This window comes from Collinsella aerofaciens (assembly GCF_040926185.1).
Classification (GTDB): domain Bacteria; phylum Actinomycetota; class Coriobacteriia; order Coriobacteriales; family Coriobacteriaceae; genus Collinsella; species Collinsella aerofaciens_BC.
This window is the reverse complement of sequence record NZ_JBCOIQ010000006.1, coordinates 43296-69930: the sequence shown is the minus strand read 5'-3', so window position 1 is coordinate 69930 and position 26635 is coordinate 43296. Positions and strand designations below refer to the sequence as shown.

Sequence of the window (26635 nt, the reverse complement as noted above, 5' to 3'; positions counted from 1 at the left end):
TTGCGGTGACTAAAATGTGACCATAGAGGCAGTTTTAGCGAATCCCACGGGAGCGACGCGTATGGACAATAACACGCTGCTATTCCAGGACAAAGGTTCGGGTAGGTATAAAGACGTCAAGATCTACCCCAACCGTATTGAGGTGCTCAAGAAGGGCACTTTTGGTGGCAAGCACACCGAGATTGTCTATCTTAAGGACATTACGGGGGTCAACAGGATCAAGGGCCGCGATGTTTTTCTGCGTAACAGGCTGTTGACTGCTTGTGTCTTTAGCCTGAGCAGCCGTGCGAAGGCCCAGGAGTTTGTTAACGCGCTGAACATGGTGATGTAGCCTATGGCGGCGTTTGGGCCAAGGTAAAAATCGGGGGCACAGAACGGTGTCCTGCGCCCCCCATTGAGTCGATGTGTCTAAAAGGCCGGCTTGCCTATTCGCTACCGTCCCCAGCGTTTTCGCGGTCGTTGGCAAGCATTGCCGCGCCGGCGACCGTTGTCGCTACGGCGGCGGCAGCGAGCCCGGCGGCAATGCCGGAGCCGTCGCCCGTGTCGGCGAGTTTTCCGCCCGAGTTCTTGCCCTTGTTGCCCTTACCGTTCTTATCAGCGCTGCCTGCGTTGGAACCCGTGCCACCGTCGGTGCCGGTGCCGCCTGCACTGCTCGAGGCCGCTACGGTAAAGCTCGCGGCTCCGTCATTAGCAAGCTTGTAGTTTTGCGCCGCGTCGCCCAAAAGACCGTTCGCGCGCACCCAGTACGTTCCCGCGGTAAATGCCTCGCCCTCGACCATTGCCGTGCCCGGAGCGCCGTCCGCGTCGTGCACAAACTCGAGCTGAGCCGTGCAGGCATCGTTTTCGAGTTTGCCCTCGAGCAGCGCCGCGACCTTTGTGCGCACATCCTCGCCGGCCTTAAGGCCTTCGAGCCCCTCAAAGTGGGGTGTCAGTGCGCGCGGATCGATATCGATGGGCACGGATCCCTGCAGCCCCGTAACGGTCTCGTTGCCCAAGGCGTCGACATCCACGTATTCGATGGTAAACGCATGGCCCGAAGCCGCCACGTTGAGTACGTTGCTGCTGTCGACAAGGCGGAAATGGCCCTCGCCAACGGTCTTGCCATCCTGGAGCGAGGCATCGCTCAGCGAGTCGCCGTACGTCATGCGCATGCGGGTCGGGAGGCAGCACGAAGCCGACTGCGTGTGCTTCGTATCGTAATTGTAATTGCGCTGGTAGATGCTCCGGGCCAGCGCCGCATCAACAAAGTCGGATGCGATGATGCCAATGTGCTTGAGGTAATCTGACTTTGTATCCTCGGTGCCGCTGGGATTGATGTACGGGCTCTTGTACAGATGCTCGTTGACTACTCGTGCCGAGGTAAAAGGATTGCCTCCGTGCGACAAGCCCGTGCAGCTGGTGTAGTTGATAGACCAGCAACGCTCCTGGACTTGCACCTCGGCCCCGGCATCGTCCACGACGTCTACCTTGTTGCACGTGCGCCCGGTCGTTTCCTTCAGCGCATTATCGACCCAGCTGAGCTTGTCGGTTCCCGTGAGTTTGTACTTGTCCTGGGCATATACCTTGGTGCAATAGGGCTCTTCATTGCCCGTTTCCCCTATGGCTTCAAATCCCCGCGCGTCTTGGACGAGACACATCGACTGCCCGGAATGCGCCTTGATCTTGTCATCCCATTGGGTGAGGTCGAGGCCCCACGTGTGGCCGCTTACGCTGTTGCCGGCGAGCCCAAATCGACGCAGCAGGACGATCTTTCCGCGCACCTCGCCCAGCGTGGGGACGTGGCTCGACGTGTAGAACAGGTTGGGGTTATCGGCCATAACCTTGGCGAAGGCCGTCGTTATGCTTTCGTCGGTAGCCTCATCGTTGCCGCGCGATGCGAGCATGATGAGCGCTTCTGACGGGTTTTCGTTCAAAAACGTTTTGAAGTACCCGATGACATCGGAGAGATGCAGATAGTTCCCGTCTTTTTTGAGTAGGTAGAAAATCCCGTGGTCGATGCCGGGGTCATCGCCCTTTCCGAGCCGGATATCAAAATAGCGAATGCCTTCGAGCAGCTGCGTGGGAATGTAATCCTGCTGGCATTTTACTTGCGAGGATTGGGGCTCAGTGTCGTTGTCCACGCTGCAGGTGCCCGAATCGTGCGTACCCGGGATGCTCAGCTCGTCGAGGAACTTGTTGTCGTCGACGTATTTCATCCAACATGGTCCGTCGACGTAGCTGCTGTACGTGATCCAGTCGAGGCTGCTAACCGTGGCATCGTTCTTTTTCATGTCGTAACCGATAAGTTCGAGCTCCCACGGAATGCTCTTACTCTTATGGCAGATCTTATTGTTGTCCTGGTCTTTGCCCGTTCGATTCTATTGCCAGGTACTTAATGTCTTTTTTCTCGGTTTCTTTCTCGACCGTGCGGTCTCGGATGATGTAGGTTCCGTTTGATTGACGCTCGAACGCAAAAGCGCGGCTGGGCTTGTTGTCATACTCGCCGCCCCATACGTGGATGACCTTTCCATCTTTGTCCGAGTCGTCGTCGACCGACCAAATGCTGTAGCCCGTCTTTTTATGCTCTTCGAAATTGAGCAAGGTGCGGATGGCGTACCAGTTTGTATCGTCATTCTTGGTCGTTACGTTCTCAAGGATGAGCTTGCTGGACGTGCCGTCGTTAAACAGGTGACAGACGTTGCCGCGAACGTTGCCGTCTTGGTTGACGCTCGCGGTGCGAAAATAGCCCGCGGGGCGAAGGCGAATGACGAAATTGTGGAGGCTGTCCGACGGTGCGGGTGTGTTGTCTGCAAATGCCGCTCGCAGGGGAATGCCCGGCGCTGCGGTTTCGGGCAGGCTTGCAAGTGGTGACAACGCCGCAAGCCCTAGGCCCAGCGTAAACGCTCGGCGGCTGATGGCATGGTGTTCGGTCATAACTTCTCCATTCGCAGAGTGCGGTTATGCGATAGTTTTGGTCACTATACTGCCCAGATGTTTAAAGATGCTGGTTTAATTGTCTGCGCGGCGCAATAAATCGGCGGGCGGACGTGTTGGGGTGTTTGTCGTTTTCGTACTGTTGCTACATTTGGAGCGGTTCCGGCGTCCGGCATCCTCGCGTTCGTTGGCTACCGGCATAAGAAAGGGAGGGTCGGTTTACCGGCCCTCCCTGGGTACGAAGCGCTGGGGTACCGCCGCTTGTTAGCACTGCGCCCGTGTTTCCCGCTGCGCTCGCCAGTTACTTAGCGCTTGATCTCGATATCGTCGAGCTTGACGTCCATGGCCTCGGTCTTGGCCTCGGCGATGTCGTCGGCAAATTCCAGAGACTTCATCATGGTCTCGACGGCGTCCTTGTGCTCCTCGACGTTGTCGATGCGCACATACACGCTGCCACCGTCAACGTCGGTGAAGTACTCGGTCGTCACGCCGCCCGAGTGTGTGTAGGAAGCGTTGCGTCAGGTCTTGCCGTTGTACTTGACGGGGTCATTCTCGGTCCACTCAAAGCTGGCATTCCACTTTGCCTCGTAGTCGAACAGCTCGTCGGCGTTCTTGTCAGAGTCGAAGACGGGGATGAAGCGATCACTGGCGTGCTCGCTCTCGGTGAACTTAAACTGGGCCCTGTCGGCGGTGTCGCCGGCAACGTCGGTAATCTCGACGCCCTCGGGAACCTCGACCTTAAACCAAATGAAGTCGGTCCTCATATCCACGGCTGGCTTTTCTGCCCCGCCGCCACCGCCACTTCCGGTAGCGTCGCCGCTGCCACCGCAGCCCACCAGGGCAACTGCGGCAAAGAGACTGATGCAGAGGGTGAGAATCGCAAAGGCCTTCTTTTTCATGGTCGTGTCCTCCTCGATCTGTAACCGCCCATGGATTACCTGTCTTTACTGTACGCGTGGACGGCTCGCTAGGGTGGGCCATGTGTCCCATTCTGAGGGCCGGATTTGCGCCGTTAAGTGGCAATATGTTCGGGCGCAAAAGAGGGGAGGGCTGGTGCTGTCGGCCCTCCCCGGGTTGGGCGCCCGTTGTTTTAATGGGGCGCATGTGCGCGGGTGCGCGTAGGCGCGTGCGGGTGTCCCGTTACTTGATCTCGATGCTCGAAATCTCGACTTCGCGTGCCTCGGAAACTGCCTCTTCCATGTCATCGGGGAACTCGATGGAGTTGAGGAGTGCCTCGGCTTCTTTCTTGTGCTGGTCGAAGTTCGAGATGAGGACGTAGACGCTTCCCGGCTCAACATCGGTAAAAAGCATGGTTGAGATGCCGCTGTTGTCCTCGTATGTTCCGACGAGCCACGTCCTGCCGTTATACTCGACGGACCCGCCATCTTTCCACTGGAACGTATCCCCCTTCTTTTCCGCCTGGTCGGCGTGGGATTCCTCGGCCGTCAGCGCTTTTTTCCAAACGGGGATAAAGCGATCGGCCGAGGCGTTCTCGTCTTCGGGGAAGGTGAGCTGGACCCTGTCGGCATTCTTGCCGGCAGAGTCGCTTACGCCGACGCCCTCGGGCATCTCGACCTTAAACCAGATGTAGTCGGTCTTCTTGGCGACGGGGGCCTTTTCCTTGCTCTCGCTCTTGGGGGCGCTGCCGCCGCCCGATGCGCTCCCGCCGCAGCCCACAAGGGCGAGCGCGGCAAAGAGGGCGATGCAAAGGGAAAGGATTGATAGGGTCTTTTTCATCATGGTGGCGTCCTCCTTGTCTGCTGATGACATCACGGCGCCGCATGCTGTTGGGGTACTGATTGCGCTGGCGGCGGATGTCTCTGTGTACTGTGCGACTTATGCCTCCGTTCATCGCTTGTGGCCGTTGCGCGGCCGTTCCCCAACGGGTTCCTTACTTATAGATATGCCCCAGCTTGTGCTGCTCGGGAGTCTCGAAAGGTGGGCCATGTGTCCCATGTTTGCGTTGACATGGCCTATCGTGTGCCATAGAAATCCGCGATGGCCAGGTGCGCTGACGCTCGCGTACTTATGGGCTAGACTTAGCACCATTACGTGATCGATGCGGTCGGCCGACGTCGGCCGCCCGACCGATATATATGACTTGAAGGTGCGTGTGCGTATGAGCCAAGAGATGATGGATAAAACCTGTCGCGGTTTTGCCGAGGCGCTGGCCGCGCGCGAGCCAGTTCCCGGTGGTGGCAGCGCGAGCGCTTTTGTGGGCGCGCTGGGCGCCTCGCTGTGCGGAATGGTTGCCCGCTACGGTGCGACCAATCCCGCGCTTGCTGATCGTGCGGATGACCTGACGCGTGCGTTTGCCCAGGCAGACGAGTTGGCGCAGGAACTAGTGGGCCTGGTTGCCGAGGATGTGCGTGCGTACGGCCAGGTGTCTGCGGCATACGGTATTCCGCGCGAGGACCCGGCTCGACCGGCTGCGATTCAGGACGCGTTGCACGTGGCGGCCATGCCGCCGTATCGGATCATGGATGCCTGCGGGCGCGCGCTGGCGCTGCTCGAGGACATGGCAGACAAAGGCTCGCGCCAGTTGCTGTCCGACGTGGCGTGCGGTGCCGTATTCTGCCGCGCTGCCATGCAGGGCGCGAGCCTGACGCTCTTTGCTAACACCACATCTATGAAAGACCGGGCGCGCGCCGAGGAACTCGAGGCGGCGTGCGATGAGCTGCTGGATACGTGGCTGCCGCGCGCTGATGCGCTGGCGCGCCGCGCCGCCGATGCCGCGAGGAAGAGGGGGTAGCCATGGCAGAGCTGCTCAAGGGTGCTCCCGTTGCCCGTGCTTTGACCGAGGAGCTCGCCGCTCGCTGCACGGCTTTGCGCGAGCGCGGCGTTGTGCCGACGCTGGCCATCGTTCGCGTGGGCGAGCGCGAGGACGATCTATCCTACGAGCGCGGCGCCCTCAAGCGCTGCGAGAAGGTTGGCATCGAGGCTCGCCGCATTTTGCTTCCCGCCGATGTTTCGCAGGACGAGCTGCTGGCGGCTATTAAGGACATCAATGCTGACCCCGCTGTTCACGGCTGCCTGATGTTTCGCCCGCTTCCCGCTGGACTTGACGAGGATGCGGTTGCCGCGGCGCTCGATCCCGCCAAGGACGTCGACTCCATGACGCCGGCCTCGCTGCTTACCACGCTTTCGGGTCGTGGCGAGGGCTTTGCTCCCTGCACGGCCGAGGCCGTGTTGGCGTTGCTGGACCATTACGGTGTTGAGCTGGATGGGGCAAAGGTTGCTGTGGTCGGACGCTCACTGGTAATTGGCCGCCCCGTTGCCGCCATGCTTACGGCGCGCAACGCAACCGTGACGACGTGCCATACGCATACGCGCGATCTTGCCGCCGAGTGCTGTGCTGCCGACATTGTGGTTGCCGCCGTTGGACGCGCGCGCACGATTGGCGCAGATGCGGTCCGCGAGGACCAGGCGATTATCGATGTTGGCATTAATTGGGACGAAGCCGCTGACAAGCTGGTCGGCGACGTCGATTTTGATGCCGCGGAGCCGGTTGTTGGCGCAATCACCCCCGTGCCGGGTGGCGTGGGCGCCGTGACGACAGCAATTCTCGCCAAGCACGTGATCGAGGCGGCTGAGCGCGCGGTAAAATAGGCGTTTGGAGGCTGTTTAGGGGGTTGGTTAGATACCCTGTGGTCAAAAAATGCCAAATATGAGTACTGTTGCCAAGTTAGTCACATATGTTTGAGATCATTTTGGCTCTTTAGCGATAAGTAATATCGTTAAAGAGCCAATTTTATTGGACGTATGGGGAATTACTAGACTCAGTTTTTGGACAGGTGAGGATTCCCGGCGCCCGGAACAGTGCAATTTGCTGCCACTAAATTTGTGACAGTACTCATATTTGGCATTTTTTGACCACGGGGGCTGCCGAGGCCGTGGTTTCGCCCTTTTTGCGCCGAAGCGATACACTGTTGCCGTTTGATTTCTTCGCTCAAGGAGGATGCGCATGCCGTGCACAACGATTTTGGTTGGTAAGAACGCGAGCTACGACGGGTCGACCCTGGTCGCGCGTAACGAGGACTCGTCCAACGGGGTGTTTGAGCCCAAGCGTATGCGCGTGGTGCATCCCGACGAGCAGCCGCGCGTCTACACGAGCGTCCTGAGCCACCTGACCGTTGAACTGCCCAATAACCCCATGCGCTACACGAGCGTCCCCGATGTTGTCCCGGGCCACGGCATCTGGGCCGAGGCCGGTTTCAACGAGCTCAATGTGGGCATGTCCGCAACCGAGACGCTCACTACCAACGAGCGCGTTCGCGGTGCCGACCCGCTTGTGGACTACGTGCCCGCCAAGGGCAACGAGGGTGAGGACGGCTATGTGCCGGCGCAGCCTGGTGGCCTGGGCGAGGAGGATATGGTAACCCTGGTCCTGCCCTACGCCAAGTCCGCCCGCGATGGCGTTCGTATCCTGGGCGACCTGCTCGAGCGCTACGGCACCTACGAGAACAACGGCATCGCCTTTAGTGATGTGGACGAGATCTGGTGGCTCGAGACCATCGGCGGCCACCACTGGATCGCCAAGCGCGTGCCCGACGACGCCTATGTAACCATGCCCAACCAGCTGGGCATCGACAGTTTTGACCTGGATGACGCCGAGGGCGCCCAGGCCGACCACATGTGTTCCGCCGACCTGCGCTCCTGGATGACCGAGTGGCATCTGGACCTGACGCTGGGCGTCGAGGGCTACGGCCCGGCTGCGGTCTTTAACCCGCGCGAGGCCTTTGGCTCGCACAGCGACAGCGACCACGTCTACAACACGCCGCGCGCCTGGTACATGCAGCGCTGCCTCAACCCCAGCGACGTGTGGGATGGCCCCGACGCCGACTACACGCCCGAGAGCGACGATATCCCCTGGAGCCGCGTGCCCGAGCGTAAGGTGACCATCGAGGACATCAAGTACGTACTCTCGAGCCACTACCAGGGCACGGAGTACGACTGCTACGGTAGCAAGGGCACGCCCGCCACGCGCGGCGCTTATCGCCCCATCGGCATCAACCGCAATAGCCAGCTCGCCGTGTTGCAGCTGCGTCCCTATGCGCAGCCGGCCTATCGCGCCGTGCAGTGGATGGCCTTTGGCTCCAACTCGTTTAACGCGCTGGTCCCGCTGTACGCCAACGTCGAGACCATGCCCGAGTACTATGCCGACACGCAGGCTCGCGTGACGTCCGAAAACTTCTACTGGGCCAACCGCCTGATCGGCGCTCTGGCCGACGTCCGCTTCCATGAGTGCGGCCGCGCTGTGGAGGACTATCAGGAGAAGGTCGGTGGCATGGGCCACAAGCAGATCCATGACGTCGATGCCGCTGTTGCCGCGCTGCCCGAGGCCGAGGTACCCGCCGAGCTTGCCCGCGCCAACGAGGCCTTCGCCGAGCTTGTGTGCGTAGAGACCGATGCCCTGCTGGGCAAGGTGCTCTACACCACGAGCTGCGCCATGAAGAACTCTTTCGCGATGAACGACAACGTGAGGTAGGGATTTCCCGTCGATCGAATAGTGCTAAAACGCTTTGTCGCTTTCGCTCAATCTTGGGTACAAGAACGCCAATGCAGTTGTTTGTGATTGGAGACAACCATGGTTATGAAACTCGATCAGCTTGTTAACGGCGCCATTAACGTGGGCTTTGGCGCTGCCGCCGTTGCTGTCGAAGGCGGCAAGAAGGTCCTCGACGACCTTAATACCAAGGGCGAGCAGGTTCGCAAGGACGCCGGCACCCCCGATATCGCCCGTAGCGTGTCCGACATGTTCGAGCAGGCCGGCGGCACCATCTCCGACCTGACCGAGCGTCTGGGCATGCAGGGCGAGACCGCGGCCCAACGCGTGCTCGACGAGCTCATTCTGGCTCGCGTCCGCGTTATGACCGCGCCCGAGCGCACGGCCTTCCTGGCTCATGTGCGCGACATCGTCGATTCGGTCGAGGACAACGTGACCTCGGTGCCCGTCGAGTCTGTTGAGCCCGACGATGCGAAGGATACCGAAGAGGCCGAGTAGCAGCGCAGATGGCAGATTCCACCACCGATTACAACAATCTAGATCCTCTGGGTGACGAGGCGGCGGTTGTCGATGAGGTCGACGCTGCCGTCTCGGGCGCTCGCAAGAAGCCACGCGCTGTCGATATGGTGCCCGAGGAGCCCGACGCGATGGCACCGGACGAGGAATACCAGCTCACGCCGGCGGGTCGTCGCGAACGCATCGGGCAGATTGTTCGCCTGGTCAAAAAGTACCGCGTGTGGGATAACCTCACGCCGGTTCGTTTGCGCCGCCTGCTCGAGGAACTCGGCCCCATGTTCGTCAAGATGGGGCAGATTCTGGCCAACCGGTCCGAGATTTTGCCGCAACGCTTTTGCGACGAGCTGCGTCGTCTGCGCTCCGACGTGGAGCCGGTGCCGTACGAGGTGGTGCTTCGCTGTCTGGAGGAAGAATACGGCCTGCGCCTGGGGGAGATGTTCGATGCGATCGACCCCAACCCGCTCGGTAGCGCATCGCTCGCGCAGGTACACCGCGCTCGTCTGGTGACGGGCGAGGACGTAGCCGTCAAGGTGCAGCGCCCCGGTGCGCAGCAGGTTATGGCGCAGGACATCGATATCATCCGCTCGGTGGTGCGTATCGTTTCCAAGTTCGTCAACACCGATCAGTTCGTTGACCTGCACGGCGTAGTCGAGGAGTTGTGGACCTCGTTTCGCGAGGAGACCAACTTTTTGGCCGAGGCAAAAAACCTCAACGACTTCTACGAGTTCCATAAGAGCGTTCATGGCGTGACGTGCCCTAAATCCTATCTGGACCTGTGCACCGAGCACGTGGTGGTTATGGACTACGTCGACGGCATTTCGATCGCCGATCCTGAACGCTTGGTGGCCGAGGGCTATGACTTGGAAAAGATCGGTGCCGCAATTGTCGAGGACTACTCGACGCAGGTGCTCGATGACGGCTTTTTCCATGCCGACCCGCATGCGGGAAACATCATCCTCAAGGACGGTATTGTCTACTTTATCGACTTGGGTATGGTCGGACGTATGTCGAGCCATGACCGCGGTATCGTCAAAGACATGATTTTCGCCGTGGCCGAGGGTGACGTGCCCAAGCTCAAGGATTCGCTCATGCGCTTTGCCGTGACGCGCGGCGATTCGGCCGAGCTTGACCATTCGGCCTTTTTGTCCGACTTGGACTTTATTGTTGCCGACTTTGCCGGGCTCGACCTTAAAGACCTGGATATCGGCGAGTTTTTGACCTCGCTGGTAAACCTCGCGCGCAAAAATGACGTTGAGCTGCCGAGCGTGGTGACGATGTTCGCCCGCGGCATGGTGACGCTCGAGGGCCTGTTGACCGAGTACATGCCCAACGTCAACATGATCCAGATCATCCAGACGCACATCAAAAACGAGAAGAGCACCTACGCCCGCATGCGCGAGATGAGCCGCGATCTTGCCGCGAGCAGCTATCGCGCGGCAAAAGGCTCGCTCGAGGCGGCCGAGTATCTGGGCTTGGCTTCGCGTATGCTTACGCGCGGCCAGCTTAAGGTAAACACGCAGATCATGAGCAGCGATAAGGCGCTGCGACAGCTGGGCGGAATTATCGACCGCATGTCGATGGCAATTGTGATCGCCGGTCTGTTTATCGGTTCGTCGGTGGTGTACTACGCGCGTATCGAGCCGGTTGTGTTTGGTATCCCAGTCATTGGCTTTATGGGCTACGTGAGCGCGCTGGTGCTGGCGCTTATGCTGGGCCGCAATATCTGGCTCAACAGTCACGGCGGCAAGCACTAGAGGCTGCGGCCGTCACCGCATTTTCCTATCGCAAACAATAGCTTTTACCTTGGGCTTCGCCTGCGTGCGAGGCCTTTTTGCGTGATACCATTTTGACGGTAATAATCGATGGCCTAGATGGTGGTGCGGAGACGCACGAATGCGCGGTTATCCTGCGCATTTGGGAGAATCGGGGTGCAAGTCCCCGGCTGTACCAGTAACCGTAATTCCTCTTGGCTCGGGATGCTCGCGTCGCAGATCGGACGACGTGCCCGAGTCGTTAAGGTTAAGTCGGATCGCCTCCCGTCTTGCATGCGGCTGCGGCTTTTGCCGCCGGTGTGCATAGGGCTCTGGAGGGAAGGGGGTCCCCGATGGGGGAACTCGAGCGCAACATGCGCGATGACGTGGGGCAGCCGCAAGGCAACGCTCCAAGTACAGACAGTAGGAGACAAATGGATATGTTTGAGGACGAGCGCCAGCGCGCCTCGCATCGCCGTGGCGCGATTGCGCGCGGTGTAGCCAAGCGCGGCCTGGTGGCATTCCTGGCCTTCGCGATGGCCTTTGGCACCACGCCGGCTCAGCTGTGGGCCGAGGGCGCTGAGGGCATTGCCGAGGCTGTGGCTCAGGCTGCTACGCCGGGCGAGGACGCAGCGCTTGCGGGCGGTGCCGCTGAGCAGAGCGGCGCCGAGGTTTCGGATTCTGGGAGCGCGTCTGCAACTAGTGTCGCCACAACTGAGGCGGCAACTGGCGACGAAGGCTCGGCGACGGGGGAGAGTCCTGCCACGAGCGAGCAGTCTTCGACGGCATCCGCTGGCCAAGCAGGATCTGCCGCCGCGGCTGCCATCCAGACAGAGAACCCGACAGAAACCGGCGATGTCGCCAAGAAGCAGGTCGAGGTCTCGTTCTCGATTATCGGCACCGATGCCGACGGCAAGGCTCAGACCTGGGTGGCACCTACGCAGCTCAAGCTCGACGAGGGCGCGACGGCTGCGGATGCCTTCATTAAGCTGCAGGAGAAGACGGGCTTCAAGGCGAAGTACGAACCGAACACGGCATACGGTTTCTACCTCGAAAGCATCACATCCCCGAGCGATGGTCGCACGCTTGCCTACGATCCGACGACTTATGCCTTCTGGCAGCTGTTCGTCGACGGCGCGTCTTCCTCGGTTGGCGCGAGCAGCGTCAAGCTCACCCAGGGGCAGAAGATTGAGTTTGCCTATACGGCTGGTAGCTCGTCCCCTGTCGTTAAAGACCAGGTTGCCGCAAATGTGACCGTCATTGGTCGCGATGCCCAGGGCAAGACTCAGACTTGGGTCGATAATACGCAGTATGTGGTGACGTCCGGTTCGAGCGCGCTTGATCTTACGAAGGTCGCACTCGAGGCGAACGACATTGACGCCGTTGCTGCGGGCTCCTTCATTCTGAGCCTTAAGTACAACGGTGTTGAGCTGGGTACGCCCCAAGATTATTCGACCTATTGGCAGCTGTTCATCAACGGCAAGTCGAGTGACTATACGGCGGACAATGTCACCATCCATGCCGGCGATACCGTCACGTGGTTCTACGGTGGCTGGGGCGACCAGTTGCCGTCCGATTCTGTCCATGCTTCTGTTCAGGTTCTCGGTAAGGACAAGGACGGCAAGCAGCAGGTTTGGGCCTCGACGGGTCAGACGAGCCTCAAGGCGGGCTCTACTGCCAAGGATCTCCTTGAGCAGACCGGTCTTGAGCTCGTTGCTAGTGAAGAGTCTTGGGGCTGGTACCTCAGCGGCATTTATTCGCCGTTCGACGTCGACGGTAAGCCCTATGACTGGGACGCTGCGACCAATAGCTATTGGCGCTTCTACGTAAATGGCAAGTTCGCCGACGTTGGCGCCGGTGCCTACAAGCTCCGAGAGGGCGATGCCGTCACCTTTATGTATGGTGCTGACGCCGATGCCCTCCCCGGTCAGGTTCTTGGGTCCGTCGATGTTATCGGTCCCGATGTCAACGGCAACAATACTCGCTGGGGCTCGGCAAGCAATGTTTCTTTGCCCGAAGGCTCTACTGCCCAGAATCTTATTGAGACGGTCCTGAAGGCCAAGGGCGTTACGTACAACGGCTCCCAGAGTGGTGAGTACTGGTTCCTGAATTCCATTACTTCGCCGTTCGATCACAAGCCGTATGGCTGGGATGCTGCGACCAATAAATATTGGCACTTGTATATCAATGGAGAGCCCTCCTTACTCTGCGCCAATCAGATTACGCTCAAGAGCGGCGATAAGGTTACGCTTGCCTATACCACCGACGATTCGGCCATGCCCGATCCCGACAAGATTGTCGTGGACCCGAGTGCGACGGCTCCTGATTGGGATGCCGAGTGGGCCGGCTACGGCAACAGTGGCAACGGTTCGACCGTAACGGATGCCAAGACGCCTGCGCAGGCCGCCGGTCTTAAGTGGGCCTTCGATTGGAAGGCCGAGTCTGGCCAGCAGTATGCCAACTGCAGCGAGCCTGTCATTGCTAACGGTTTTGTGTACATCGCGACCGAGAACGAGCTCATTAAGATCGATTCGTCCACGGGCAAAAAGGTTGCCTCTGCGCCGCTTGCCTCCAAGGTGAGCTACACCTCTCGTCCGATCTATACCAACGGCCTTATCATCGTTCCGCTCAACGGCGGTGCGGTCCAGGCGATTACTGCGGACAAGCTGATCTGCAAGTGGCTGACGCCTGGTTTGACGGACTTGACGCAGAGCTCCTGCACCGTGGTTTCGGACGGCGAGTACGTCTATGTTGGTACGGTCGATATTTCGTATGACGAGAACTACAACGCGACCTACGGCAACGGCTCCCTGAAGCGTATCAAGATTGCCACGGGCGAAGTCTCTTGGCAGAACATTGACCCTTCCGAGGGCTACTATTGGACTGGCGCTGCGCTGACGGATAAGTACACCATTGTTCCTACGAGCGCGGGCACGCTTAAGTGCATTGATAAGACGACGGGCGATGTCGTTTCGACCATGAAGCTCGGCGCCCTTGCGAACGCTGACTGCGTCGCCGATCCGTCCAATGGTTCGACCTTCTATCAGATGACGCACGACGGAAAGCTCCATGTGATTTCGCTTTCGGCGAAGGGCGTGCTGAGTGAACAGAAGACGGTTGATCTGGGCCTTACGAATAATCTGAGCGCCCCTGCGGTGTCTGGTGACAATCTGATTGTCGGCGGACAGACGGCTACTGGCTCTGCTCTGGTTCTCTATAACCTGAAGACGGGTAAGACCACGATGGTCGCTGCTGCCGACGGCAAGGCGCTGCCGGCTGGCCTCAACGGTATTGCTGCTACTCCGCTGGTGAGTGTTCAGGGCGGCAAGACCTATGTGTACTTCACCGTTAACAGCGCGGATAGCAAGGATTACGTCAACTACTCTGCTGGTGGTGGCGTGTATCGCTATACGCTCGGCGATGCAGAGGCGACGCAGATTTATGATGCGGCTGGCCATTACCAGTACTGTGACTCTCCGGTCATTGCCGATGCTTCTGGCAATCTCTACTACATTAATGATTCGGGCACGCTGTTTAAACTTGGAGCTGTCGAGTCTTGGACGGTTGCCTTTAACTCCAACGGCGGGTCTGCTTGCGACACTAAGTTTGTTGCTACGGCCGATGGCAAGCTGGTCAAGCCGGTCGATCCGACGCGCGATGGCTACACTTTCGGCGGTTGGTATACCGATGAGGCTTGCACGCAGGCGTATGACTTCAGTACGCCGGTGACGGCCGACCTGACGTTGTATGCCAAGTGGACCAAGAATGCCGTTAACCCTGGCGGTAATGGCGGTCCAGGCTCCAATGGCGGCAATGGCGGCGTTGGGTCGAATGGCGGCGGCGGTTCTAGTACCGGTACTGGTTCCGGCACTGGCGCTGGCGCTGGTTCTGGCTCCGGCTCGAAGGGCGGCGCTATTGCCCCGGGCCAGAAGCCGGTGACCAAGACGACGGTGTCGACCAAGACCGAGACCAGGGACAACAAGTCCGACAAGAAGGACTCCGATAAGTCCGATAAGAAGGACGAGAAGAAGTCTGACAAGAAGTCTGACAGGAAGTCTGACAGGAAGGACGGCAAGTCCGACAAGAAGTCCGATAAGAAGTCCGATTCCAAGTCCGACACGGGCTCTGCTTCTACGGCCACTGCCAAGAAGTCCGCTGGTGCTTCCGAGCAGGAGGCCGGCACCAATCCGCTCGCTATCGTTGGCATCGCGGCGGGCGTGATTGGCCTTGCGCTCATCGCCGTCTTTGTGCTGACCAAGCGCGGCAAGGGTGACAGTAATGCCCGATAAGCCAAAGGAGACCAACGGGCAACAGCCCGACTCCTCGTTTATCCAACTCGACGATGCAAAGCAAAAGGGCGCCGCTTCGGCGGCGTCCGCCCCTCGTCGCAAGGCGCTCGTTAGCGCCCTTACGGCTGTCTGTATCGCACTGATCGTCGTCTCGCTGGGCTTTGTCCATCCTTCCGAGAGCGGCGCCTGGTCCATTGACTGGATCGTTCAGACCGTGACGGGGGAGAGCGTCGTCGCCAATGATGCCAAGGCGCCTGGTTCGGCTGCTGCTTCTAGCAAGGCCGACTCCAAGAATTCCAAGGCTTCGGGTGATGCGAAAGATAAGTCCAAGGACTCGGGTGACGCCAAGGGCGATTCCGAGTCCTCGAACAAGAGCTCGGATAAAAACTCGGAAGGCAAAAAGTCCGAAGAGCAGGATGGCAAGAAGTCTGGCGAAGCATCGGTTTCTCAGAATACCGGAGCTGCCGATACGTCCAACACGTCTGGCGGCGCCTCTTCGGGCGGTGGCCAGTCGTCTGGCGGAGCTACGGCTTCTAACGGCGGAGGCGCTTCCACGGGCGGCCAGGGTGGCTCTCAGGAGTCTGGATACGTTACCGCGTCGGTCTCGGTTACGTCGAGCGCCGTGGGCAATCCTGTATCTGCTGGCGGCACCTATACCTTTAACGAAGGTGCCACCGTCTACGATGCTCTGTGCGCGCTGGGTCTTTCCGTTAACGCGCACGGCTCGTCGTACGGCACCTACGTTGCAGCTATCGGCGGCTTAGCCGAAAAGCAGTACGGCGGCACAAGCGGCTGGATGTACTCCGTCAACGGCGCAACGCCCATGACGGCCTGCAGTAACTACGTTCTCTCCAATGACGACAACGTCGTTTGGTATTACGTAACGGGCTAGAGGCCTCGACATAGCGCGCCAGACGGGCGGTTCGGGCCAACATCCGGACCGCCCGTTTTTCATGCGAATGGGACTGGGTCGCCGGGTCTCTCTGCAAACAAAAAACCGGTTGGAACGGGAATTCCAACCGGTTATACATTCAAGCAAATAGTGAATCGACTACGACCGTGCGCCCTCGAGGAAAAAGCGACGGCTAAAGTAGTTGTACCAGGTGACCAGGAACGTGGCGATGGCCTTCATGGCCTGGTAGCCGATGCTCAAAAACGTGACGCCCACAAACATGTACAGGTCGTTGAGGCCCAAACCAATCACCGACAGGATGGTGAAGATCGTGAACTCGCGCTTGCGGCTCATGCCCTCGCGATGGTCGAACACGTACTTCATGCTGAGCCAGTAGTTGACCACGACGGACGTGATAAACGAAATCGTGGTGCTCATCAAAAAGTCGAGATGGAACAGCTCGACGAGCGCAATGAGCATGCCCCAGTCGATGCCAAAGGAGATAAGACCCACGACAGCGAACTTGAGGAATTGCTTAGTATGAGGTTGTGCCAGTGCCTTGCGCACGTAATCACATCCAATGCGTTGACGAATCGAGCAGAGGATACTTTAGAGCTTTTGCAAGGGAAACGTAAGGGCTTTGCTAAGAACTATACGAACTCGTCAAATTTGCAAGAGACAATCCGCAAACGTCGTAAATCCTTCCGTAAACGAGCAAGGCCCACGAACAACGCAGCGTTCGACGCGCGCCGTCCGTGGGCCCCGTAGTGCAAGGAGGAGGTCGAGCTACTTGGTCTCGTCGCCCTCCAGGAAGATCTTTCGGGTCACAAAGTTGTAGACCATAACAAGCGCGGTGGCGCAAATCTTGGCGATATTGGCCTCGAGCCCCAGGCCGGCGTTGAGCGCCAGCACGATACCGTCGTTGAGCGCCAGGCCGATCACGGACAGCACGACAAAGATAATGAACTCGCGGCGGCGGCTCATGCCCTCCTTGTGCGCAAACACGTACTTCATACTCGCGACGTAGTTAAAGATGAGCGAGACGATAAAGCCGCTGGTATTGGCGATCAGGATGTTAAAGCCCAGACCGTAGTGGAGCAGATTCATGATGCCAAAGTCGATGACCGTGGCAACGACGCCGACGACGCCAAACTTCATGATCTGCGCAAGGAGCTTTTGCATGGTACCTGCCTTAGGGTGGCGCCGGAGCGCCGCGGGGATGACGAACTCAGCAAGTTTAGCCAATCCCCGCAGGCGGGGCTAGGCGCGCTCCTCGATAGCACCGTTTCTATATGCATCGAGCAGTTGGCGTAGGTCCTGGATCTGGCTGCGGATCTTGGCACCGGTATCGGTGTCGCTCACCATGCGGCGACGGTCGGCCTGGTCAAAACGGTTGGTCTCGCTTTCGATGTCCACGTTGCGCGTGAGCGCTTCGGCAACCGTTGTAAAGGCCCGGTGCGACTTAAGGCGACAGCCGCGTGAGCTCGAAATAAGCGTGTAGCCGGCGATGCCCGTCTTGGGGTGGTAGGCGCGGCAGAAGCCACCATCGATGACCAGCAGCTTGCCCTCGGCGCGGATGGGCTGCTCGCCCTTGGTGGTTTTAACGGGTGTGTGTCCGTTGATGATGTGGCCGGTCGGCGAGCATGCCATGGGCGCGACGCCAAACTCGCGCATGATGTCGTCGCAGACCGAGGGCGACTTGGTAAGCGTAAAGTACGGGTCCATCGGCTCGACCCAAGTGCTCTTATCAGCGATATAGGCGCGCTCAAAGGTACGCACCAGGCGTCCACTGGCGGGTGAGTTAAAGCCGATCCACAGGTACCACATCCAGTCGAGGGCGTCGCGGTCGCCCACGCGCCAGGCGCGGCGGGCGATGCGGTCGCAAAAATCGAGATAATCACGGCCGGCGTGCCAGGTACCCAGGCAGTTCATGCTGCTAAAGGTGCCGTCTTCGTTGAGCGGCACGCAGCCATGGAACAGCAGGTTGCCGTTGGTGACCTTGTACATCGAGCCGTGGGTGTAGAGGAAATCGATATGGCGATGCAGGTGATCGGCGGTGACAAACTCGGACACGAGCTTGTTGATGATATGTTGCTCCTGGGGCGTGAGCGTGTAGGGGTCCGTCGGGTCGACGGTGGGGAAGTCGTTGGTCGTGAGCGGCCACACGCTGCCGTCGGCGAGCGTGACCGTGCCGGTGTCGTGGTCGATCTTGTCGAGCAACAGACGGTCGGTCATGTCAAACTCGGGGTGACGCTGGATAATCTGGCCCTCGAGTTTAAAGAGCAGCACGTTGATGGCCTTGATCAGCGGGGTGATGGACTCACCGGCGGTGTAGGTGGCATCGGCAAAGGCGACGAGCTCGCGCAGCGAGATACCGTAGTCGTTCTCGAGGATCTCGTAATTGTCGTAGCGCAGGTTGTTGCGCAGCACCGTGGCGATGCAGGCGGGCTCGCCGGCAGCGGCGCCCATCCACAGCAGGTCGTGGTTGCCCCACTGAATGTCGAGCGAATGATAGGTGAGCAGGCGGTCCATAATTTTGGCCGCGCCGCCGCCACGGTCGAAGATATCGCCCACCAGGTGCAGGTGGTCGACGGCCAGGCGCTTGATGAGCGAGGCGAGCGACTCGATAAAGTCGTCGGCGCTTGCGGTCTCTAGGATGGACTCCACAATGCGCTCGTGATAGCGCACACGATAGTTGTTCTCGTCCGGATGCGTGTGCAGCAACTCGTCGATGATGTAGGCGTAATCGCGCGGGATGGCCTTACGCACCTTGGAGCGCGTATAGCGGCTCGAAAGCGAGCGGGCAACCATGATGAGCTGGTCGAGCATTGTCTTGTACCAGGTGGGGGAGTCCTCGCGCCGGCTGCGGACCAGCTCGATCTTCTCGCGCGGGTAGTAGATGAGCGTGCACAGCTCGCCCTTTTCGTCAAAGGAGAGCGTGTCGCCAAAGATCTCGTCGACATGTTCGCGCACGACACCCGAGCAGTTGTTGAGGATGTGCATAAAGGCTTCGTACTCGCCGTGCACGTCGCTCATAAAATGCTCGGTGCCTTTGGGCAGGTTGAGAATGGCCGAGAGATTGATAATCTCGGTAAACGCGGATTGCTCGGTGGGAAATTGTCTCGACAGCAGACGCAGATACTTAAAGTCTTGCGGGTTGCGATCGAATGCGACCATGAAACACCTTCCGATATGGTTGGTAAAACTGATAAACAGCGTCAAACGTTTATCAGTATGCGCCGGCTTTGTTTCGATTTTGCGCCGGCGGCTGAATTGTCGGCTGAACGGTTTGGTAAATCGATTTAGTTGAGGTTGATGTGTCGGTTGGGTGGAGACGAAGGGGGTGATTTTGCCCATGTTGGCCCATGGCGGGGATGGGGATGTTCATGATAAAGATATTCAATGCAAATGGTTCGAATTGGTAAATAGTGGACATATGTACCGCATTTAGGCTCACTGTGCGATAATTTGCGCAACAATGAGTAAGGAGCCTCATATGAGTGATTTTGTCCTGACCTGTGAATCCGCCGCCGACCGAACCCGTGAGTTCTTTGCGTCGCGCAATATCCCTGTCGTGTGTTTTCATTACGAGATCGACGATGTTGTCTATACGGACGATCTGTATCAGTCGATTACGCCGGACAAGTTTTTTGCCCAGATTGCCGCGGGCGCCATGCCCAAGACGTCTCAGGTGAGCGTGGGTGAGTACGAGGAGTTTTGGGAGCCGTTTGTTACCGAGGGTAAAGACGTGCTGCACCTGACGTTGTCGTCGGGTATTTCGGGTACGTATGGTTCGGCTTGCGTTGCGGCACAGATGCTCGCGGATCGCTATCCCCAGGGCGGCAAGGTGCGTGTCATCGATTCACTGGGGGCGTCTTCGGGCTTTGGCCTATTGCTGGAATATGCCGCCGACGTTCGCGATAGCGGCGCTTCGCTCGATGAGACGGCCGCTTGGATTGAGGAGCATAAACTCAACCTGCACCACTGGTTCTTCTCGACCGATCTGTCGAGCTACCTGCGTGGCGGTCGCATTTCGGCCGCGAGCGCGATCATCGGCACGGCGCTTAAGATTTGCCCACTTATGACGGTAGATTGCGAAGGTGGGCTGTCGCCACGTGAGAAGATCCGCACCAAGAAGCGCGCGATTTCCGAGATGGCTAAGACCATGATGGCACACATGCAGGACGGTGCGGATTATTCGGGTAAGTGCGTCTTGTCCCATTCGGCGTGCCGCGAGGATGCCGAGGCCGTTGCGGCGCTGATTGAGGAACAGGTTCCGCAGCTCAAAGGCAAGATTGAGATCAACAATATCGGTGCTCTGATCGGTTCGCACACCGGGCCTGGTACGGTGGCGCTCTTCTTTATGGGCGACAAGCGCGTGGATTAATTCGCCCCATCACGTCGTGCACGATTGCTCAAACGAAAACGGCCCGTCTCACGTTTGTGGGGCGGGCCTTGCTGTTGCGGTTAGCGTTTCTTGCCGCGGAAGAAGAAGCCGTGCAGCGAGGGCTTGAGTCCACGGTTGGCGCGACGCTCCTCGATATGATCGTGGATCGAAGCGACGCGTTCGATAACCTCGTCGGGAATCGGCACGTCGGGATTCATGTTCTCGACCTGGCTGACCTCGGCGGCGGCGACCTGGTCGATAATGGGCACATCGTCGCGCGAGATGACGGGCGTGGCGTCTTCTTTCATCTTGCGGTAGCGCTGCATCATGTCGGTCTGCAGCTGCTGGGCCGAAGGCGGCGTCCAAATGATGGCGTTGGCACCGGCGGCGATGGTCTCGCGGATGCTCTCGGGCGTCTTGCCGCCCGGCGCGATGAGCGGCAGATTGGGATAGTGCTCGCGCAGTTCACGCAGGACCTGGGGCGTGTTTTTGCCGGCCGCGATGTTGAGGATCTTGGCTCCGGCGCGCACTTTGGCATGCGCATCATCGTCGCAACGTACGACCGTGGCGATGACGGGGATGTCGGCGATGTTGGTGATGTGCTCGACCATCTCGGCAGTGGCGGGGGAGTTGACCACACAGCCCGCCGCGCCCTGCATCTCGGAGACGGCTGCCATCTGTACGGAGCGCTTACCGGTCGTAGTTCCGCCACCCACGCCTACAAAGACCGGGCACTCGGCGACGGTCAACAGCGCCTGCGTAATGGCAGGCTGTGGCGTGAAGGGGTATACGGCAAAGACGGCATCGGCGTTGGAGTTGCGGATGACCGCGACGTCGGTGGTGTAGATAAGCGACTTGATGCGACGGCCGAAGAGCGTAAAACCGCTGGCCTCCTCGATCTCGTCGGGCATGCGGAGGGCCGCCTTGCGCAGACGCCCGTCGATGGGCAGCGGCTCCATGGGGAGTAGTCCGTTGGGGGTCACGGCTACCTGGGGCTCGGTGAACTCGTCTGCAAGCTCGACCTCGGAAAAATCGACCGAGGCGACGATGTCCTCGTGAACCTCGGCGGGAACATCGATGGGGGCCTGGTCGTTCGTCGCGGCAGGCGCGTCGAAGGAACTGGTGCCGACAAAGGCGTCGACGCGCTCGTTCAAATCGTTGAGAGTATCCATGGGGGCTCGATTCTATGCGATGGTGGCCGGCGGGGTGCCGACAGCGTTGTGCTTGCTAAATCGTTTGACGAGTTGATTTTTCCCCGCCGCGCCATCCGTTAGACCGAAGGACCGGCGAACGTGAAGGAGCTGTGGTGGCGGGTATTGAGGTGCTATCTTGAATGTCCCGTTTAAAAGAGAGGTGACGCGGTATGGATTTCACAGCAATGTTGGGCTCGATTGGCCTGTGTGTGGGCGCAATCGTTGCCGCCGCGGTCATCTACTTTGTGGTTACGGCCATTAAAGGCAAAAGAGTCGAGCGTAAGGAACGCGAGGCACTTAAGCAGCACCGTGACCAGCAGGACAAGCGCGCACGGAGATAGTTTGTTGAGTTTTGAATCCGTGCGCTAGCTGCGTTTTCGGATCAGGGCGATATAGAAGCCCTCAAAGTCGCGGCTGGGCGGAATGGTCAGCGTGCCGGGCATACCGTTGGCGACGGACGAGACGTGGCCGGCGGCGATGGCCTCGGTGAGGGCGTTGCTCTCGACGCGCGGCTCTTCGCCAGCTTCCTGAGCACGGCGCGTTTCACTTTCGCTCGGCGTGCCGTCGAGGGGGATAAGCTCGCAGTCCATGTGCTTGTCGAGGGCCTCTTGCAGGGCGTCCTCGTTTTCCTGCGGCAAGATCGAACAAGTCGAATAGACGAGCGTGCCGCCCGGTTTGAGGGCTCCCATGGCGCGGTCCAGAAGCGCGCGCTGCGAGCGGGCGCACTTGCCGAGCAACTGCTCGGTCAGGCCGCGCAGACTCTTCTCGTTGCCGCTGATGACGGTGCCCGTGCCGGTGCAGGGAGCGTCGAGCAGGATACGGTCAAAGCGGAAGAACTCGTCGAGCTCGCGTGCGTCGATGCGCATGACGGGCACGTTTTTTGCGCCTTGGCGGTGGAGGTTGGCTTCGAGCTTCTCGGCGCGGGGAATGCTCATCTCGCAGGCGGTAAGGTGCGCCTGTCCCTGCGTGAGGGCGGTAATTTGCGTCGTCTTGCCGCCAGGGGCTGCGCACATGTCCAGGATGTCCTCGCCTGCCTGGGCGCCCAGGACCAACGGTGGCATCATGGACGACAGGCTCTGCAAGTAGATCTTGCCGTCGCAGTAGATGTCGAGGTCCCATAGGTCGGAAACCTGGGCCTCGGGCAGGATGAAGGCATCCCGGTACCAGGTAACGGTTTGGTGTGCGATGCCGGCCTCGTCGAGTGCGGCAGCGATGTCTTCGGCGGTCGCCTTGAGCGTGTTGGCGCGCAGTGTGACTGGGCGCGTGGCCGCAGCGCCAAAGCCTTCGATCATGAGCTCGGCATCGGCGGGTGCATAGGCGCCGGCGACCGTGTCGACCATAAAGCGCGGCAGGTCGGTGGCGCAGGGAAGGGCGGCAAGCTGGTCGGAAAGCTCGGTAGCGGCAAACTGCCTGAGCTTGAGCTCGGCCTTGACCTGCTTTTTCTGCTTACGACGACGCGGCTTGGACATCCGTCTTTCCTTCCCATTCCATTAAAAGTAGTCAATTTGGGACGGGGCTATTTTAGCTACCCGTCCGTTTCGGCAGGCGTTGCAGTTAAATTTGGGACGGGGTAGCTAAAATAGCCCCGTCCCAAATTGACTACTCTGCCTTGGCGTTGGCCTAGTACTGGCTCTCGTGCTTGCTGAAGAAGTCGAAGCGCGGGGGCAGCGGCTTCACGCGGTGCTCGCCGGGCTTCTCGCCCAGGCTCTCCACAAACTCGTCCGTGGAGGCAAAGATGTTATCCCAGCTAAAGAAGGCGACCGGATCGACGTCGAAGTACTCGCAGATGAGCTCGCAGCCGGCCGGGACGATGCCGTGCATGAGCACGGTCGCCACGCGCAGTTCGGTAAAGGCGTCGACCAGGGCCTGCGTCATGGCGGCGTTTGCCGGCTCGCCCTCGAGCTTGTTGGCGGCCTTGGAGGCGTCGCTCCAGCGCTTGTTGGCGGCACGCAGGTAGTCGTCGCATACGGCGAGCGCGCGGTGCGTCTCGAACTTGTACATGGCCTGCTCAAAGGCGAGAACTGCCTGTTCGGCGGCTTCGACCACGGTGTCAGAAGCGGCGCCGGCGGGAATGCAACCGTTGCGGTACGGGCTCTCGTCGCCCTCCTTGATGGCGACTCCGTAGAAGCAGCTGCGGGCCAGGCGGTTGAAGACGCCGGTCAAAAGGGCGCTCTCCTTAAGGGCCGGGTCGATAACGCGCTTGTCATCGCAGGCGCGCACCTCGTTGCCGTCCTTGTCCTTGCCGGTCACGCGCGTGTCGTATGCCTTGGGACTAAAGCTCACCGGCTTCTCGGACAGGCCGAGCGACAGCCAATGCGCACGCATCTGCTCGCAGGTGTAGTGGTTGAGCAGGTCGTCTGCCGGCGGGGGAGGCGTCTGCGAGGACGAGCTGGCCTTTTTGCCCATGTAGAGCAGGTGATAGCAGGCGCTGACGGTGCTCTGCGTAAGGTCCCAACCCAGAGCCTCCCACATGGCGGTCTGCGCGATGCAGTAGAAGTAGATGTTGTCCTGGCCGATGAACTGGTAGATCTGAGCGTCGTCAGAGCACCACCAGTCGCGCCAGTCGAGCGAGCTGTGCTGGTAGGTGGGCGCGGGGACCTGCGTGGAATCGGCGGCGGGCTCGCCCATGAGGGCGGCATCCTGGGCGGCGACGCCCTCGGTCACGCCGGCGGCGCGGGCATCGCGTGCGAGCACGGTGCGGGTGTAGCTGATGGGCGCCCACAGGCTCTCGGGCCAGCACCAGCAGGTGACGTCGGTCACGCCGTCGACCTCGGGCACCGGAACGCCCCAGTCGATGTTGCCGGTGATGCGGAAGGGCACGAGCGCCTTGCCGCTGCGGAAGCGCACGCCGCCGTTGGCGAGCACCGCGTGGGCGTCGTCGCGCTCCTTCCAGCTGGGGAAGGTGACGGTAAAGCTGCTCTTGTTGCCCTCGGGCTCCAACACGGTGTGCTCGGGGAGCTGGTCCTCGACGGCGTCGAAGGCCTCGCGGAATTTGTTCTGAATGTAGAGCTGAGCCGGCAGCAGCCACTCCTCCATGGTCTTGGAGACCACGGAGCGAACCTGCGGGTTTTGGGCAAGCTTGGCGGTGTAGGTCTTCATAAAGTCGAGGTAGGCCGGCAGGTCAAAGTAGAGGTTGTCGACCGGGCGCAGCTCGGGCACCTCGCCGGTGAGCTGGCTCTTGGGCGCGATGAGCTCCTCGGGCTCAAACTGGTGTCCCAGGTCACACTCGTCGGCGTAAGCCTTCTCGGACTTGCAACCTTGGATGGGGCAGCGGCCGATGACCTGGCGACCGTTGAGGAACGTGCCGGCCTTGGCATCGTAGAACTGCAGCGTGGAGCGCTTGGAGATGGTGCCCTGCTCGTGCAGACGCTCGATAATCTCGGCGGTCACCTCGTTGTGGATCTGGGCCGCCGGCTCAAGGCCCGAGCCGCCGTAGATGTCGCAGCTGATGTTGTAGTTGTTGAGGGTCGCGGCCTGGCGGGAGTGGTTGGACTCGACGTACTCGCTAATGGACTTGTCGTAGCCCTCGTTCTCCTTGAGCTTGCGGTAGCTCTCCATGATGGGCGAGCCGTAGCAGTCGGTGCCCGAGGTGAAGATGACGTTCTCGCGGCCCAGACGGTCGCGCAGGAAGCGGGCGAAGAAGTCGGCCGGGACAAAGACGCCGCCAACGTGGCCAAAGTGAAGGCCCTTGTTACCGTAGGGCTCGCCGGCGGTAACGATGGCGCGGCGAGGCCAGCTGGGACGGTCGTTCATGGAGTATTTGGATGCCATGGGACTCCTTCGCATATGGTGAGAGCACGGCCGGGCGCGAGGCTCGGCGGCGCGGTGATCAATTCGTGCATATCGTTCGACATTATCGCACATGCGGACGGGTACGTGGCAGGGGCGCTATCCTAAGATGCTATGAATGAGATTTCCAACATACATGCGTTTGAAGACGAGGATTTTCTGCACGCCTGCTTTGTGTGGGGGATGACCGTGCTCGGCGCATTTGCCGTGTGCTTGGTGCCGGTGTTTATGTTGCTGGGTGGGCCTGCAGACTTGGATGCGGCTGACGCGGGCGGCTGGATGGCTGTCGTGGGCTGGATAGTCGGCTTGGCTGCGATCTCAATGGCGTCGTTCGCCGTGCACGAGCTGGTGCACGGTGTGTTTTTTAAGCTGCTGGCGCCTGCGGGCGCGAAGGTGACCTTTGGGGCGAATCGCGAGACGGCGATGATCTATGCCTGCGCCGAGGGCGTTGTGTATTCGCGCCGGCGGTACATGGCGGTTTGCCTGGCGCCGACGGTTGCCTTGACGACGGCGTTTGCCCTGGGGTTTGCGTTCTCGGGCTATCCGCTGCTGTGCTACCTGGCGGCCGGCTTGCATTTGTCGGGTTGCGTGGGCGATTGGTATTACGTGCGGACCATCCTACGCGACCGCCGCATTGTCGCCTGCGAGGACACATCCTTTGGCGTGCGCTTTTTCGCAAGGTAGTCTTTTTGGGATGATTGTTCTGGGACGGGGATTAAAAAATCATTAGGTACGCAATGATTTTTTAATCCCCGTCCCAGAAAAATCATTGTGGGAGAGGAGATGTTGATGAAGCCGTTGCTGTTGCACGCCTGCTGTGCGCCGTGCTCGCTGGAGCCGGTCCGCCTGCTGCGCGAGGAGGGGTTTGAGCCCACGATTTGCTGGACCAACCCCAATATTCAGCCGCGCGATGAATGGCAGCGCCGCTTGGACGAGCTGCGCCGGTGGTGTGCTGATGGCGACATCGAGCTCATTGAAGCAGGCGAGGACCGCGAGCGCTGGGAGGCCGGTGTGGCCCCGTTGGGCGCCGATCGACCCCGTCGCTGTCGTGCGTGCTATGCCCTGCGCTTGGCCGAGGCGTGCCGCGTGGCCCAGGAGCGCGGGTTTGAGTTTGTGGGCACGACGCTCGCCGTCTCGCCGTATCAGCTGTTCGAAACCTGCAATGATGTGTTGGAGCGTCTGGCTGCCGCTCGCGGTCTCACTCCGGTGATTCGCGATTTTCGTCCGTATTATCCCGAGGCCACGCGTCGTTCGCGCGAGCTTGGCATGTATCGGCAGAACTACTGTGGTTGCCGCTTCTCGGCTGTCGAGGCGGCCATGGACCGCGCCCGTATCCGCGACGAGCGCAAAGCCGCCAAAAAGTAGTTCATTTGGGACGTCAGCCTGCTAGGATGTAGAG

The 26635-nt window shown here is 59.9% G+C and carries 23 protein-coding genes; 12 read left to right on the top strand and 11 right to left on the bottom strand.

Annotated elements, in window-relative coordinates; translation table 11 throughout:
- Positions 1-61 precede the first annotated feature (61 nt).
- The gene (locus tag AB5750_RS04380; RefSeq protein WP_138112918.1) at positions 62-331 is read left to right on the top strand and encodes a hypothetical protein; all 270 of its coding nucleotides are present in this window, start codon (positions 62-64) and stop codon (positions 329-331) included.
- A gap of 94 nt (positions 332-425) precedes the next feature.
- Here the strand turns inward: AB5750_RS04380 and AB5750_RS04375 are convergent, their stop codons facing one another.
- The 5 genes from AB5750_RS04375 to AB5750_RS04355 all read right to left on the bottom strand — a co-directional run bounded on the left by AB5750_RS04375 (position 426) and on the right by AB5750_RS04355 (position 4653).
- Positions 426-2270 carry a phosphatidylinositol-specific phospholipase C gene (locus tag AB5750_RS04375; RefSeq protein ID WP_368145461.1) on the bottom strand — a complete coding sequence of 615 codons (1845 nt, stop codon included), beginning with the start codon at positions 2268-2270 and terminating at the stop codon, positions 426-428.
- Positions 2271-2325: 55 nt separating this feature from the next.
- On the bottom strand, positions 2326-2913 hold the full coding sequence (locus AB5750_RS04370) for a hypothetical protein (RefSeq protein ID WP_368145462.1): 588 nt from the start codon (positions 2911-2913) through the stop codon (positions 2326-2328).
- Between the two features lie 305 nt (positions 2914-3218).
- The gene (locus AB5750_RS04365; protein ID WP_368145463.1) at positions 3219-3401 is read right to left on the bottom strand and encodes a hypothetical protein; all 183 of its coding nucleotides are present in this window, start codon (positions 3399-3401) and stop codon (positions 3219-3221) included.
- A gap of 30 nt (positions 3402-3431) precedes the next feature.
- Complete coding sequence (locus tag AB5750_RS04360; protein ID WP_368145464.1) at positions 3432-3812, bottom strand: hypothetical protein; 381 nt, start codon at positions 3810-3812, stop codon at positions 3432-3434.
- Positions 3813-4053: 241 nt separating this feature from the next.
- Entirely contained in the window at positions 4054-4653 is a 600-nt protein-coding gene (locus AB5750_RS04355; RefSeq protein ID WP_138112912.1) for a hypothetical protein, read from the bottom strand.
- A 379-nt stretch (positions 4654-5032) separates the two neighbouring features.
- Between AB5750_RS04355 and AB5750_RS04350 the strand changes: the two genes are divergently transcribed.
- The 7 genes from AB5750_RS04350 to AB5750_RS04320 all read left to right on the top strand — a co-directional run bounded on the left by AB5750_RS04350 (position 5033) and on the right by AB5750_RS04320 (position 15867).
- Positions 5033-5665 (top strand): cyclodeaminase/cyclohydrolase family protein, encoded by a 633-nt coding sequence (locus AB5750_RS04350; RefSeq protein WP_055310221.1) that lies wholly within the window; start codon positions 5033-5035, stop codon positions 5663-5665.
- Between the two features lie 2 nt (positions 5666-5667).
- Positions 5668-6522: a bifunctional 5,10-methylenetetrahydrofolate dehydrogenase/5,10-methenyltetrahydrofolate cyclohydrolase gene (locus tag AB5750_RS04345; protein ID WP_368145465.1), complete on the top strand. Its 855-nt coding sequence runs from the start codon at positions 5668-5670 to the stop codon at positions 6520-6522.
- Between the two features lie 355 nt (positions 6523-6877).
- Positions 6878-8401, top strand: a complete 1524-nt coding sequence (locus tag AB5750_RS04340; protein WP_368145466.1) for a C69 family dipeptidase — start codon at positions 6878-6880, stop codon at positions 8399-8401.
- Between the two features lie 99 nt (positions 8402-8500).
- A complete protein-coding gene (locus AB5750_RS04335; protein WP_227789819.1) occupies positions 8501-8917 on the top strand; it encodes a hypothetical protein in 417 nt (138 codons plus the stop codon).
- 8 nt (positions 8918-8925) lie between these two features.
- Positions 8926-10689: an ABC1 kinase family protein gene (locus AB5750_RS04330; RefSeq protein ID WP_368145467.1), complete on the top strand. Its 1764-nt coding sequence runs from the start codon at positions 8926-8928 to the stop codon at positions 10687-10689.
- 431 nt (positions 10690-11120) lie between these two features.
- A complete protein-coding gene (locus AB5750_RS04325; protein ID WP_368145468.1) occupies positions 11121-14975 on the top strand; it encodes a DUF4430 domain-containing protein in 3855 nt (1284 codons plus the stop codon).
- Entirely contained in the window at positions 14965-15867 is a 903-nt protein-coding gene (locus AB5750_RS04320) for a DUF4430 domain-containing protein (RefSeq protein ID WP_368145469.1), read from the top strand. Before AB5750_RS04325 ends, AB5750_RS04320 begins: the two co-directional genes overlap by 11 nt.
- A gap of 159 nt (positions 15868-16026) precedes the next feature.
- Here AB5750_RS04320 and AB5750_RS04315 read toward each other — a convergent pair whose 3' ends face one another.
- The 3 genes from AB5750_RS04315 to AB5750_RS04305 form a co-directional block, all read right to left on the bottom strand.
- On the bottom strand, positions 16027-16380 hold the full coding sequence (locus AB5750_RS04315) for a GtrA family protein (protein ID WP_368154920.1): 354 nt from the start codon (positions 16378-16380) through the stop codon (positions 16027-16029).
- Between the two features lie 273 nt (positions 16381-16653).
- Positions 16654-17049, bottom strand: coding sequence for a GtrA family protein (locus tag AB5750_RS04310; protein WP_329739013.1), 396 nt, complete (start codon positions 17047-17049; stop codon positions 16654-16656).
- A gap of 78 nt (positions 17050-17127) precedes the next feature.
- On the bottom strand, positions 17128-19044 hold the full coding sequence (locus tag AB5750_RS04305; protein WP_368145470.1) for a fructose-1,6-bisphosphatase: 1917 nt from the start codon (positions 19042-19044) through the stop codon (positions 17128-17130).
- 319 nt (positions 19045-19363) lie between these two features.
- On the opposite strand from AB5750_RS04305, the gene AB5750_RS04300 reads away from it, so the two are divergent.
- Positions 19364-20254: a DegV family protein gene (locus AB5750_RS04300; RefSeq protein ID WP_368145471.1), complete on the top strand. Its 891-nt coding sequence runs from the start codon at positions 19364-19366 to the stop codon at positions 20252-20254.
- 80 nt (positions 20255-20334) lie between these two features.
- On the opposite strand, the gene AB5750_RS04295 is transcribed toward AB5750_RS04300, so the two are convergent.
- Positions 20335-21426, bottom strand: a complete 1092-nt coding sequence (locus tag AB5750_RS04295) for a beta/alpha barrel domain-containing protein (protein ID WP_195568806.1) — start codon at positions 21424-21426, stop codon at positions 20335-20337.
- Positions 21427-21617: 191 nt separating this feature from the next.
- Here AB5750_RS04295 and AB5750_RS04290 point away from each other — a divergent pair, with 191 nt between their 5' ends.
- Positions 21618-21788, top strand: a complete 171-nt coding sequence (locus tag AB5750_RS04290) for a hypothetical protein (protein ID WP_368145472.1) — start codon at positions 21618-21620, stop codon at positions 21786-21788.
- A gap of 24 nt (positions 21789-21812) precedes the next feature.
- Here the strand turns inward: AB5750_RS04290 and AB5750_RS04285 are convergent, their stop codons facing one another.
- Together AB5750_RS04285 and AB5750_RS04280 are read right to left on the bottom strand one after the other, a co-directional pair.
- Positions 21813-22916 (bottom strand): RsmB/NOP family class I SAM-dependent RNA methyltransferase, encoded by a 1104-nt coding sequence (locus AB5750_RS04285; protein ID WP_368145473.1) that lies wholly within the window; start codon positions 22914-22916, stop codon positions 21813-21815.
- A 151-nt stretch (positions 22917-23067) separates the two neighbouring features.
- Complete coding sequence (locus AB5750_RS04280) at positions 23068-25218, bottom strand: methionine--tRNA ligase (protein ID WP_368145474.1); 2151 nt, start codon at positions 25216-25218, stop codon at positions 23068-23070.
- A gap of 132 nt (positions 25219-25350) precedes the next feature.
- On the opposite strand from AB5750_RS04280, the gene AB5750_RS04275 reads away from it, so the two are divergent.
- Both AB5750_RS04275 and AB5750_RS04270 read left to right on the top strand, forming a co-directional pair.
- Positions 25351-25920 carry a DUF3267 domain-containing protein gene (locus tag AB5750_RS04275; RefSeq protein ID WP_368145475.1) on the top strand — a complete coding sequence of 190 codons (570 nt, stop codon included), beginning with the start codon at positions 25351-25353 and terminating at the stop codon, positions 25918-25920.
- A 105-nt stretch (positions 25921-26025) separates the two neighbouring features.
- Positions 26026-26601, top strand: a complete 576-nt coding sequence (locus AB5750_RS04270) for an epoxyqueuosine reductase QueH (RefSeq protein ID WP_316367051.1) — start codon at positions 26026-26028, stop codon at positions 26599-26601.
- Positions 26602-26635: the final 34 nt, after the last annotated feature.

What these genes read in the sequence shown, in the direction of transcription:
- AB5750_RS04380 (WP_138112918.1), top strand. Translation starts at nt 62, where the DNA reads ATGGACAATAACACGCTGCTATTCCAGGACAAAGGTTCGGGTAGGTAT.
- AB5750_RS04375 (WP_368145461.1), bottom strand. Translation starts at nt 2,270, where the DNA reads ATGAAAAAGAACGATGCCACGGTTAGCAGCCTCGACTGGATCACGTAC.
- AB5750_RS04370 (WP_368145462.1), bottom strand. Translation starts at nt 2,913, where the DNA reads ATGACCGAACACCATGCCATCAGCCGCCGAGCGTTTACGCTGGGCCTA.
- AB5750_RS04360 (WP_368145464.1), bottom strand. Translation starts at nt 3,812, where the DNA reads ATGAAAAAGAAGGCCTTTGCGATTCTCACCCTCTGCATCAGTCTCTTT.
- AB5750_RS04355 (WP_138112912.1), bottom strand. Translation starts at nt 4,653, where the DNA reads ATGATGAAAAAGACCCTATCAATCCTTTCCCTTTGCATCGCCCTCTTT.
- AB5750_RS04350 (WP_055310221.1), top strand. Translation starts at nt 5,033, where the DNA reads ATGAGCCAAGAGATGATGGATAAAACCTGTCGCGGTTTTGCCGAGGCG.
- AB5750_RS04345 (WP_368145465.1), top strand. Translation starts at nt 5,668, where the DNA reads ATGGCAGAGCTGCTCAAGGGTGCTCCCGTTGCCCGTGCTTTGACCGAG.
- AB5750_RS04340 (WP_368145466.1), top strand. Translation starts at nt 6,878, where the DNA reads ATGCCGTGCACAACGATTTTGGTTGGTAAGAACGCGAGCTACGACGGG.
- AB5750_RS04335 (WP_227789819.1), top strand. Translation starts at nt 8,501, where the DNA reads ATGGTTATGAAACTCGATCAGCTTGTTAACGGCGCCATTAACGTGGGC.
- AB5750_RS04330 (WP_368145467.1), top strand. Translation starts at nt 8,926, where the DNA reads ATGGCAGATTCCACCACCGATTACAACAATCTAGATCCTCTGGGTGAC.
- AB5750_RS04325 (WP_368145468.1), top strand. Translation starts at nt 11,121, where the DNA reads ATGGATATGTTTGAGGACGAGCGCCAGCGCGCCTCGCATCGCCGTGGC.
- AB5750_RS04320 (WP_368145469.1), top strand. Translation starts at nt 14,965, where the DNA reads ATGCCCGATAAGCCAAAGGAGACCAACGGGCAACAGCCCGACTCCTCG.
- AB5750_RS04310 (WP_329739013.1), bottom strand. Translation starts at nt 17,049, where the DNA reads ATGCAAAAGCTCCTTGCGCAGATCATGAAGTTTGGCGTCGTCGGCGTC.
- AB5750_RS04305 (WP_368145470.1), bottom strand. Translation starts at nt 19,044, where the DNA reads ATGGTCGCATTCGATCGCAACCCGCAAGACTTTAAGTATCTGCGTCTG.
- AB5750_RS04300 (WP_368145471.1), top strand. Translation starts at nt 19,364, where the DNA reads ATGAGTGATTTTGTCCTGACCTGTGAATCCGCCGCCGACCGAACCCGT.
- AB5750_RS04295 (WP_195568806.1), bottom strand. Translation starts at nt 21,426, where the DNA reads ATGGATACTCTCAACGATTTGAACGAGCGCGTCGACGCCTTTGTCGGC.
- AB5750_RS04290 (WP_368145472.1), top strand. Translation starts at nt 21,618, where the DNA reads ATGGATTTCACAGCAATGTTGGGCTCGATTGGCCTGTGTGTGGGCGCA.
- AB5750_RS04285 (WP_368145473.1), bottom strand. Translation starts at nt 22,916, where the DNA reads ATGTCCAAGCCGCGTCGTCGTAAGCAGAAAAAGCAGGTCAAGGCCGAG.
- AB5750_RS04280 (WP_368145474.1), bottom strand. Translation starts at nt 25,218, where the DNA reads ATGGCATCCAAATACTCCATGAACGACCGTCCCAGCTGGCCTCGCCGC.
- AB5750_RS04275 (WP_368145475.1), top strand. Translation starts at nt 25,351, where the DNA reads ATGAATGAGATTTCCAACATACATGCGTTTGAAGACGAGGATTTTCTG.
- AB5750_RS04270 (WP_316367051.1), top strand. Translation starts at nt 26,026, where the DNA reads ATGAAGCCGTTGCTGTTGCACGCCTGCTGTGCGCCGTGCTCGCTGGAG.